This is a genomic window from Pantoea sp. ICBG 1758, from assembly GCF_002928325.1.
Taxonomy (GTDB): domain Bacteria; phylum Pseudomonadota; class Gammaproteobacteria; order Enterobacterales; family Enterobacteriaceae; genus Pantoea; species Pantoea eucrina.
In genome coordinates this window covers 1-9474 of sequence record NZ_POWL01000013.1, presented here as the reverse complement: position 1 = coordinate 9474, position 9474 = coordinate 1, and the positions used below count along the sequence as shown (strand labels likewise).

Annotated in this window: 12 protein-coding genes; 1 reads left to right on the top strand and 11 read right to left on the bottom strand. The window is 42.9% G+C overall.

Annotation, left to right across the window (positions count from 1 at the left end; genetic code table 11):
• Nucleotides 1-467 precede the first annotated feature (467 nt).
• The 9 genes from C1Y41_RS20320 to C1Y41_RS19560 form a co-directional block, all read right to left on the bottom strand.
• On the bottom strand, nt 468-860 hold the full coding sequence (locus C1Y41_RS20320; protein WP_369826847.1) for a Shedu immune nuclease family protein: 393 nt from the start codon (nt 858-860) through the stop codon (nt 468-470).
• 14 nt (nt 861-874) lie between these two features.
• Nucleotides 875-1687: a hypothetical protein gene (locus C1Y41_RS19595; protein ID WP_233207470.1), complete on the bottom strand. Its 813-nt coding sequence runs from the start codon at nt 1685-1687 to the stop codon at nt 875-877.
• 158 nt (nt 1688-1845) lie between these two features.
• Nucleotides 1846-2550, bottom strand: a complete 705-nt coding sequence (locus tag C1Y41_RS19590; RefSeq protein WP_199181705.1) for a RepB family plasmid replication initiator protein — start codon at nt 2548-2550, stop codon at nt 1846-1848.
• Between the two features lie 762 nt (nt 2551-3312).
• Nucleotides 3313-3825, bottom strand: a complete 513-nt coding sequence (locus tag C1Y41_RS19585) for a hypothetical protein (RefSeq protein WP_104086179.1) — start codon at nt 3823-3825, stop codon at nt 3313-3315.
• Nucleotides 3822-4610, bottom strand: coding sequence for a hypothetical protein (locus C1Y41_RS19580; protein WP_104086178.1), 789 nt, complete (start codon nt 4608-4610; stop codon nt 3822-3824). Before C1Y41_RS19580 ends, C1Y41_RS19585 begins: the two co-directional genes overlap by 4 nt.
• A complete protein-coding gene (locus tag C1Y41_RS19575; RefSeq protein ID WP_104086177.1) occupies nt 4610-4894 on the bottom strand; it encodes a PAAR domain-containing protein in 285 nt (94 codons plus the stop codon). The genes C1Y41_RS19580 and C1Y41_RS19575 overlap by 1 nt, the downstream gene beginning before the upstream one ends.
• Complete coding sequence (locus tag C1Y41_RS19570) at nt 4885-5127, bottom strand: hypothetical protein (RefSeq protein ID WP_146065247.1); 243 nt, start codon at nt 5125-5127, stop codon at nt 4885-4887. The genes C1Y41_RS19575 and C1Y41_RS19570 overlap by 10 nt, the downstream gene beginning before the upstream one ends.
• A gap of 248 nt (nt 5128-5375) precedes the next feature.
• Complete coding sequence (locus tag C1Y41_RS19565) at nt 5376-5669, bottom strand: hypothetical protein (protein WP_104086175.1); 294 nt, start codon at nt 5667-5669, stop codon at nt 5376-5378.
• Nucleotides 5663-6298, bottom strand: a complete 636-nt coding sequence (locus C1Y41_RS19560; protein ID WP_104086174.1) for a division plane positioning ATPase MipZ — start codon at nt 6296-6298, stop codon at nt 5663-5665. Before C1Y41_RS19560 ends, C1Y41_RS19565 begins: the two co-directional genes overlap by 7 nt.
• Before the next feature lie 547 nt (nt 6299-6845).
• Between C1Y41_RS19560 and C1Y41_RS19555 the strand changes: the two genes are divergently transcribed.
• Entirely contained in the window at nt 6846-7679 is an 834-nt protein-coding gene (locus tag C1Y41_RS19555) for a GIY-YIG nuclease family protein (protein ID WP_104086173.1), read from the top strand.
• A 213-nt stretch (nt 7680-7892) separates the two neighbouring features.
• Here the strand turns inward: C1Y41_RS19555 and C1Y41_RS19550 are convergent, their stop codons facing one another.
• Both C1Y41_RS19550 and C1Y41_RS19545 read right to left on the bottom strand, forming a co-directional pair.
• Nucleotides 7893-8573, bottom strand: a complete 681-nt coding sequence (locus C1Y41_RS19550; RefSeq protein ID WP_104086172.1) for a hypothetical protein — start codon at nt 8571-8573, stop codon at nt 7893-7895.
• Nucleotides 8574-9154: 581 nt separating this feature from the next.
• Nucleotides 9155-9474: DNA adenine methylase (locus tag C1Y41_RS19545; protein WP_199181704.1), on the bottom strand; the 320-nt coding region annotated here is incomplete at its 5' end.

Genomic DNA, 9474 nt, shown 5'->3' with positions numbered 1-9474 from the left:
ACATCTTTAGCCGTGCTAGTGAATTACCGTCAGCACGCGCCGTACTGAGGCACCTATGCGCTTATCAGCCGTGCAGAAACAAACCTTAATTATGCTGTATCAGTTTTCCCTGAACCGGCGCCATACAGTCCCCCAGCGAACGATTCTACGCATAATCAATGAACAGGTAGGCACCATCTACCCCAACAACTTCCGTGCGTCCTGTATTCGCCTAGACGGCCACGGGCTGGTGGTGCGGGAAAGCGATAGTTCCAATCGGAAGTGGCTGACCCTTACTGAAGCAGGGATCGTTAGATCTAAGAAGCTATATGCTGCACTTAAGTTAGAAGACTGAAAGATGTAAAAATCGCCCTCATATCTTATCCGCCTAATTCTTGGCAAGCCAGTAAGAACCTACTTAAGTTACTAACGCCATGAATTTATTGTATAACTACGAAGGCAAATTTTAGAGTGTTAAGCTTAAATAATTATTTTTTTAAGGCTGCAATAGTATTATCAAGTCGTTTTAATAAGTCATCGTAAGTTATGATATCAATCATTTTTGCATATTTTCTTTTAATAATTTCAAAATCCAATTTTTGCTGGTCATTCATATCAGAGTCTTTTATTTTATCCCGCCCTGCAATTATTATTGCCTTTGGGTTGGAAATGCGAATGCTCATGCCTGCTGGTAAATTATTTTGATATTTTTTCGTAAGCGTTTTTTCGCCCTCAAGCCCCCATTTTGAAAGGTGGAATAAATACTTTTCGGCTTGCATTATGCCACCGCTTAGTTCAAGAGCCGGAATGCTATTACCTCTATATAAACTACCACTGAGTATTTTATCATCAAAGGGTTTCTTTACTTCGATTACATCGATATTTCCACTTGCATCTACAAGTGCAACATCAATATAACGTGAGGTTTTTTTCCTGGCTTGGAATAATATTCGTTTATGGTTACATTTTGAAGAACCATGATATATTTTGGGAATAACAAAGGTATAAATTGGACCATCATTTTTTGCCAATCTTTCTCGGACCAATTCTTCTTGCTCACCAAGGCATCACTAATCATATCCCTGATTAATGTATACTTTTCAATCTCATACTGGTTTAAATCATCAAGATCTAGCTTTGGCAGATTTGCAAAAGTTTTCCTGTTTAAATAATCCTCATACTTACCTTTAGCATCTTTCATACCATCTAAATATTGAGCAAGAATTGTATAAACCCTTGAGTTTGCATAGTGATTTAATTCAGTGGTATTAGGGAACTTCTTGATAAGATCATTGAAAGTATTTATTGGTATAGCCCCATTTTGATTGCCACCAATTACTATAGGCGTGTTTTTGCCTAAAAGTGATGCAAGCCTTCTAAAAATAGAGGTTTGTCTTTCAGCTATAAAGAGTTTCCTTTCAAAAGAAATTTTCTTATCCATAAACAAATTGTTATTAATACTTAAAATCCTGCCTGGAATGCAATAATAATTACCTTGAAGCTTGCCAAGCTTAAAGTAAATAGATTCATCCCCTGATAATTTATCATCAATCTCTGGGCTAATAACATCCTTTGATTTAAAATAAAAGCATTTTGATATGGTGACCTCAGAAGAATCACGTAACGATTCTAATACCCAATGCGGGCTCATATCATCTGGTTTATAAACAAGAATAAGTGTATTGTCGGCTTCTACAAAAGTGATCATATCAACTCCATGTAAACTGATGAAAGTAATATATATTTGATGTGTATAAATTGCCCCTAAGGTAAGAGGTGGCAGTATCTACCTTTTCTGCCCTTCTATGTGTAGTAATCACCCTCAGCTTTCAGTATAAAAAAACTTCAAATGTGTAAGAATAGCCCTCAGTTTTGCTGATAGGTAAACTGAAAATGAGTGATACGATTACCGGTCTTCTTCTCACTGTATTTTATTGACATCCTTGCCTTTTCTTGAATTTCTTTCACGGCTTTCACCAAAAAACCGCGCTTAAATTCTGCCATTTTTAGGTAGGATTTTGGCAGTCCATAACGCTCTATCATCCAGTCTACACCCAGCACTGCAAAGCCTGCTCCTTCAGCGTTTTTGTACTGGCACAATGACTCGTATAAGCGGATAGCATAGGGATTGGTTATACCGGCAACATCCTTAATTTTTATCTTTGTGAATCGCTTCTCAAGAGAGGTGAAAAACGGCATCAGATATGGGTTAAGATGCACTATGTAAGTGCCGCGACGCGGTGAGTAAGCCTTTTTGATCATCCATGGATAAACTTCACTGCCTTTCTCGGTTCCTTCGTCTTCTTCAGGGCGAAAAATACATACTTCCTTTGCTGCAAAGCCTGCCAGCGCGGTTCTTATGTCTTTACTGGCTTCTGCAGAGGGCAAATTATACATATCTGCGTATTCAGCAACAGTGAACTCACATAAGCCTGCAGATTGATCGCCGCCTTTTGTGGCATTGCGTATACGACCGACTGCTAAGAAAAGTATGCGTTTTTGATCGCGAGTTAGATGATAAGCTGCTTCAGTCATCTCATTTGACTGAGCAATGATTTTACTCACTGGCATGATTGACTCCACCAGCGCCAAAACCTGCTTATTATGTTCCGTTGGATCTAAGCTCATTTGTTCCCTGTGAGTAACATGATTGGTTGAGGGCAATTTATACACGTGCTGAGGGCAAATAATACATACTGCGAGGGCAATTACTACACCCTATGAGGGCAATTTCTACATATTGTGAGGGCAATCTCTACACATTGATCCTTCGCAAGCCGCATCCAGCAAGGGCTGCGAGCCGCCTAAAAAGGTTTAAAATATATAAAAATATAAAAAAGCTATTAAAAATATCGCGGTGGATAAGTGGATAAGTGCCTTTTGCAGGGAGCAGAGGCCCACATAAAGCAGGGCCGGGATAGATATGCATACCGTGAAACTAAGTAGGCACGGATCAGGCCCACAGCGTTAAAACTCATTTTGATTTTCCGGATGAACCTTTACCGGATGGCGCGTTACCTCTTCCCTTTCCGGACTTACTTCCTGTTGTTGATGGCCAGTTCCCGCCATTATCAGGATAACTCGAAGATGGGCCTCTTGAATCTTTTTTTGACATATAAACCTCTGTATTCTGTAGCAGTTATTCTAGGCCTTAGATTTCGGCAACTGAAACAGATTATGGCCATGTAACAGGGCACACAGCCATAACCATGAGCGTTTTTACGTTACTAAATCGCGCCGTTAAGGCGGTTAACCATAGTGTTATGATCATTCACCGCTATCAGCCCACTTATCAACTCTGGCAGAAACATTGCCGGATAATCGCCATAACGATCAGGCTGGCCAACCGGCAGCACGCACATCTGCGCTGGCAGGATCACCGGCTTGTGAGTTTCCTGCACCACGACCGTATCTCTCGTTGAACTCTCGGATGGCCTGCTCATGCATCCGCTTAACGTCACCAGACAGGCGGCTATCAGCGCCAGGGGCGTTCTTCTGCGCTTCATACATTCGCTGGCGCAACTGTTCGTTTTCACGTTTAACCTCGTTTAGGTGTTCGGCATTGGATGCCTGAGCGGCATTAAGCGCGCTCAGTTTGTTTTCCACATCAGTGCGATCACTCCTAGCAGAAGCCAGTTGTTGACGCAGTAATTTGTTTGTCTGTTGCGACTGACCAAGCGTTTCACCGGCTGACTGAATAATACGGGCCTGACGATCAATCTTATTTTGCTGGAGAACGAAGAGCGCCCAGATACCAACAGCCAGCAGCGCGGCAAGCAGATAAACTTTGGCGTGTTTGAATGCGCCCAGTGTCATCCAGGCGGCTTTAAGACCTGTCCACATCATTCACCCCCATCCAGCGCAATTAACACAGCAGCAGGTGTTACAGAAGCAACAGCAGCGCTCATGGCAGCATTACCCTTCATGGAATTCAGCAGCGCCACGCTTACAGCGTATGAAAATGCTCGTTTAGCGAGCTCGACGGACTGCTTACCATTAGCGGTGAGTTTGATCACCGCCGCAGAAACGTCTGTAAGCGTTTTTAAGCCTGTTTCCAGTTCGCTACACGCAGAAGCCAGGGAAGCTATCAGATCGTCGCTTAGAGAGGCGCTGGTGGCTTCAAGATCCTTTTCTGCGTCAAAGGATCCTGCAGGGGCAGCAATGACAGTTGGTAATGTCGCGTTGATCTCATTCATTGCAGTGACCACGGAAGTGGCATTGACAGCAGCTAAAGCCTTTTGCAAATCAGCTACAACCGTCGTGTCTCCTAATGCATCCGCTAAAGCTGGCGCACTCTCCGCAGGCAGGCTTTCTCCTTTCAGATAGCAAGCCCAACCTGTACTGATGTTCAGCAGCTCAGAAAGGGACTGGAATGTCACAAAATACGATGCGAAACCGTCGCCAGCAGCGTGCACGTTGTTCAGTATGTTTACGCCAGTGCGAATAGCATTAAGCGATCCCGTTATGGAATCCGGATAAGTGACATCCGGTAGCAATAGCGCCATAAGCTGATCAGCCAGCAGTTTTGCAGCGGCAGCGGTACTGATAGCCAAAGTGACTGAAGCGGAGGCGGTAAACCCGGATTGATTAAGTTCTCGGAAGGCGGCGAGTTGTTCCGGAGTATTGAGCATCAGGCAATCTCCACCAGCGGATCTCCGCTCGCCACGGTTGAACCACAGGACACTGGATTATCCATGCAGATGACGCCTTTTCCGTTAATAGTCACCCATGCTCGGGTAGTGACCGCCGTTCCCGCATGTACGCCTGTACCATCGCTATGCTCGGCAAAAGCACAGCCGTCCACCATCACCGGTACACCGTTAATTTTTAGCAACGGTTCTCCGTCAACATCCTCACGCGGTGGAAAATCGCCGTGACCTGAACATACTGACCCCTGGATGGCTATCATGGACATGGCACCACCGGCATAGCCGTCTCAGCGGCGCAATCTATGCGCTTACTCAACAGACGCAGATAGTCATTCATAGTGGCCAACTGGATATCAAACAGAGTGCGGTCGTAGCTGGACATCGCCAGATAAACCGAACCGCCAGCAAACTCACAGGCAGATGAAATACGCGCTTTTAAGTTTTGGCGTTCTTCGTGCAATTGCTGCATATGGAGGGGTAACGATTCTGAATTACTCACGATTAACTTTCTCATTAAGGGAAGAGGTTGAACCATATCGAAAGTGAATTTTGAGGCGGCGGAGCCAACCTATGAATTGGCTTTTGCACATATAAATCAGGTAGTTAATACGGGAATAGTGGATGCTGCGATATGAGAAGTTTAAATAAACTATTAAGCATGAAATTGGTACCATATTAACACCAATAGGGTACCAATAAAGAACTATTTTGGTATAGCAATGGTACCTTTTAAGTTTCAGTATTGAACTAAAGCAGCCCCAGCCTCTCTGCTTCTCTTAGGATCGCTTGCCGTACCATATTCAGCTTTGAACGGTTCTCATGCTGTGACAATTCTTCAAGCACTTTCCACTCATACTCATTAAATGGAATACGAAGCGATTTGTGATCCCGTGAAGCATTTTTATCCAGTTCTGCAGGAGCCGCTACATCACCTGGATTAAGATCTGCACCAGCAGCAAAAGCTGCAACCTTTTTCTCAATATCCGTTGGTTGACTTACTGGCTCTTGATCACCTTTGGGACGAGTTCGTGCTTTTACCATTTCTTGAGTTCCTCCACCAGCGTCTGGATCTCGCCTTTAGCGTGCTGGTTAGTCATTTCAACTACCCCTTTGCCTTCTGACAGCGCATCACGGTACACCTTTCGATCGCGGATGATTGTTTTAAGCAAATTAATTTCTGGATACTCGGCCAGATAAGCACGTGCTTCCTGCGTCTCACTAATCATCACATTAGTCGGTGCCATTGAGATAATCGCGTGAACCTGCAGCCCCGGGTTTAAATCTTTCGCCTGAGTAATCAGCTCTTCCATGCTGGGCAAAAGATCCAAATCGGCTTGTGAAGGGCGAAAGGGCATGATTAACACATCAGCCGCAGTCATGCCGGTGCGCAGCTCGCGGCTATCACGACCTGCAGTATCCACAATCACGCGATCGTAACGTTTTTTCATATCGAGCAGGGTATCGCGGATATTGTCAAACTTCTGAATGGCATGAACTATCGGCTGGTGGCCTGCTTCATTACGGTCGTTAAAAAAACGAGTTCCTGTACCCTGCTTATCACCATCGATATAAAGTACATCTTCACCACGGCGGGCATACTCAATAGCTAGGTTGACGGCCAGTGTGGACTTTCCACAGCCGCCCTTACCATTACCAACATGAATAATCATGTGACAACCCCAAATGAATTAAGCCTGAAATTGTCATAACCTTAGAGGCACGGATTAAGCTGGTCAATCAATACCTATAGGGCTATTGGAAAAAATCCAAAAATGTCCCTTTATTGGTTCCTTAATGGTACCAATTTGACACCATTATAGCTCCTTTTTAGTTCCTTTGTGGTGTTGTATTGGTTCCTTTTAAGTTTCAAAAAAAGTGCTGAGTTGCTTCTGTTGGCTCTTTGTTTTTCACTCATATTTGCTGTCAATACAGGTAATTACTTCCCCATTTAACTAGTTTCTCTGGTGATAATGTCCATCAGCTTTTACTACTAATCCAGTTTGTTCCAAGAATTAGCGTTGCCAATATAATTATCTATATCGATTTAAAGAAATCAGGTCAGTATCTTGTATAACTATCAGTAGGTTACCTGCGTAAAGAGAACGTTACTGAAAGCAAACTGTGTTAATTTTTGAACTACAACTTAATAGAGTGCAGGTATGTAACGCGAATTTGCGGTAAAATATAATAAACTCAAGTAGTTAACTGGATTAAGAAATGAAGCTTTTTGATTATCTGAAATTAGAGATTCCTGGCCTTACGCCAGAAAACACTAATATCCATCTTGCACAAGTAAATAATTATGAGGAAGATCCGCTAGTTAAATTCCGAGAGAAAACTTTCGATGAATGGCAATGCCTGCAGAAGCGTCTGGCTTTTAAACGCAAATATGTTGTTTCATTAATCAGAGTTCCTGGGACTGGTACTTGGCTTTTTGCAGGAGCATTTCAGAATACAGGTTATGCGGAGAAGAAAGCCTACCCTAACCGTAAGGAACATTATTACAAATACCATCTTAAGAAAATATCAAAGACTGAAGAATTCGCTGGGAGGATGTATATCAGTTTTAAAAATAATGCCCGCAACTTTATTCGCTTAGGTGAATCAATCTGGAGCGAACTAGTTATCAGCACCATTACCCCAAAACGTCTGACCTTTGAGGAGTTTCCAGGTTATCGTAACGTTGTGTTGGACCGGGACAGCATCGGCTCAATCTTAAAACTCAATCTAGAATCTTGGCGTACCGCATTATCTTTGGTTAAAGGGATCTATGTATTGACAGATCGGGACGGCGGAAAACTCTATGTTGGAAAAGCCAATGGAATCGAGGGGATATGGGGGCGATGGAAATATTATTTTGGTTCTGGGCATGGCGGCAATGTAGCTCTTAAGAAAGCTTTCGGCACAGGCGGTAAAAATCGACTAAAAAATATCACGTTCGCAATTCTCGAAGTCATGGATTTGAATGCTGAAAAAGGTGAAATTGACCGTCGCGAAACACACTGGAAAAAAATACTGCTTTCGCGGGATTTTGGCTATAACCGAAATTAGCAAAGCAGATAAAATACGCTTAATCGCTCATCAATGATTGATGTTCATCGTCGATATTGGGATCAGTTGCCGCTCTTGGTTGCTGTTGCGAGGGTTATATGTGACTGAATAAAAACTGTATTTTTAAAAAGACACGCTTGGAAATTAGAATGAGGAACTATTTTACGGGAAAAGCCCCGCTTAATGGCGGGGCAATTTCATGTCTAAAATAGACTATGGGGCAGTTGTGCCAGACTGCTTAGCGTTTTCATTCTTTTCATTATTAAGCTGAATATTGGGCTGTTGGAATAAAGTCCCTTTAAGATTTCTAAATGCTCCTTCTACAATTTCGTCGCGGGATTTTTGAGGCAATGCCAAAGTGCAAATTCCATAAACAACGAGAGCGAAGGTTATTGTGGCGAAAATACTGGCAAACCCATTCCAGTACCATCCTAATGAACGGTAAATACGCCCGTGTTTACGCAATTGGTTAAATTCAACCACGCGATGAAAATTGAGTACAGCCTCTTCTTTAGCCTTTGTTAGTTCTGTCTCACGTGATGCTTTTATAGTTTGTATTTCTGCTTTTAACCGTTCTATTTCGTCATACTGCGAATTAGCACCGGCTATCTGCGCTTCATAGTCAAGCCTGACAGAGGCATCTATCTGATCTGTTAAGTCTGTAACGATGGCTTCAGCTTTTTCTTTGTAAGCCTCAATTCGGCCAGAGGAATTAACAGTTTGCTCATGAAAGATTTTTAATTGTGCGTTAATTTGGTCTTCGGTATGTAGGCCTTTTGAACGCAAATTTTCTGCGATTTCATTTTTGTCATGCTTATAAAGCGCATAAGCCAAAAAGCCAGTAGTGTCGTCTTTTCCTGTAACTAATTGAGTAAAAACCCAGAGCTTTTCCATTTGCTTATCCAAAATAAAAAAGCGCCATTCAAGGCGCTTTAATTTACTAAAGTAGATTTATCTTTTAGCTACAACTGTCCTGAATGCGCTATTCATCATCTCGCGTACGACATCTCGCGATCTACGCATTGATGGAGAACGAGAAGACGTTGAACCGTTAGACCTAGCAGGGACGCTATTTCTTGCTAATGCACCACGAGCAATGTCCGCCTTACGGCTATCTGACAGAGGTCGAAGTTCGAATTTAGCCATGTATCCTCCCCATTAATACAGTAGTTATCCACAATCTAACAATGAAGATGAAACATTGTTAACTATGCTGTGGATAGTTTACCACACCCATTGGTAAATGCCATGTTTAGAACTTTAAAAACAAAAAGTACAATCAATCACTATATGTAGCTGTTTTTTTCATAAATCATGCCCATATGTTGCGCATATAAGCATTGGTTGAAAAATTTTGAGGATTTTTTCAGTTCTAACTACGGTAATTTGATCTTGAAAATTGAACTACTTAAGCCTCTCAAGGCTGTGCTTTCCTGCTCATAAGCCCTATAGCTTTTATCTTCACAGGTATCCCACTACAAGGTGGCAATGATGTCGCTGGCATAACCTCGGCCAGCACCTTTTGCACTAATACTCCTTCTTGCGCGGTGCGGATGCATTGAGAACCCATGATCACCGTAGAGTTCAACAATAGATTTTGCGCCGCTGTTAGTAACCACTATCTTAGCGCCACGCTCATGAGCGGCTACCAGATGCATAACCAGTTCTGTCTGATGAGCCAGAGTAAAGCGCTCCGTGGTGTAAGAGGTAAAGCCAGCAGTATCTTCCAGGGGCTCATAAGGCGGATCGCAATAGACCACATCACCGGCTCCGGCATTAAGCAGTGTTTCGGTAA

Coding starts and splice junctions, on each gene's coding strand:
- C1Y41_RS19595 (WP_233207470.1), bottom strand. CDS start 1,687: ATGATCACTTTTGTAGAAGCCGACAATACACTTATTCTTGTTTATAAA.
- C1Y41_RS19590 (WP_199181705.1), bottom strand. CDS start 2,550: ATGCCAGTGAGTAAAATCATTGCTCAGTCAAATGAGATGACTGAAGCA.
- C1Y41_RS19585 (WP_104086179.1), bottom strand. CDS start 3,825: ATGATGTGGACAGGTCTTAAAGCCGCCTGGATGACACTGGGCGCATTC.
- C1Y41_RS19580 (WP_104086178.1), bottom strand. CDS start 4,610: ATGCTCAATACTCCGGAACAACTCGCCGCCTTCCGAGAACTTAATCAA.
- C1Y41_RS19575 (WP_104086177.1), bottom strand. CDS start 4,894: ATGTCCATGATAGCCATCCAGGGGTCAGTATGTTCAGGTCACGGCGAT.
- C1Y41_RS19565 (WP_104086175.1), bottom strand. CDS start 5,669: ATGGTAAAAGCACGAACTCGTCCCAAAGGTGATCAAGAGCCAGTAAGT.
- C1Y41_RS19560 (WP_104086174.1), bottom strand. CDS start 6,298: ATGATTATTCATGTTGGTAATGGTAAGGGCGGCTGTGGAAAGTCCACA.
- C1Y41_RS19555 (WP_104086173.1), top strand. CDS start 6,846: ATGAAGCTTTTTGATTATCTGAAATTAGAGATTCCTGGCCTTACGCCA.
- C1Y41_RS19550 (WP_104086172.1), bottom strand. CDS start 8,573: ATGGAAAAGCTCTGGGTTTTTACTCAATTAGTTACAGGAAAAGACGAC.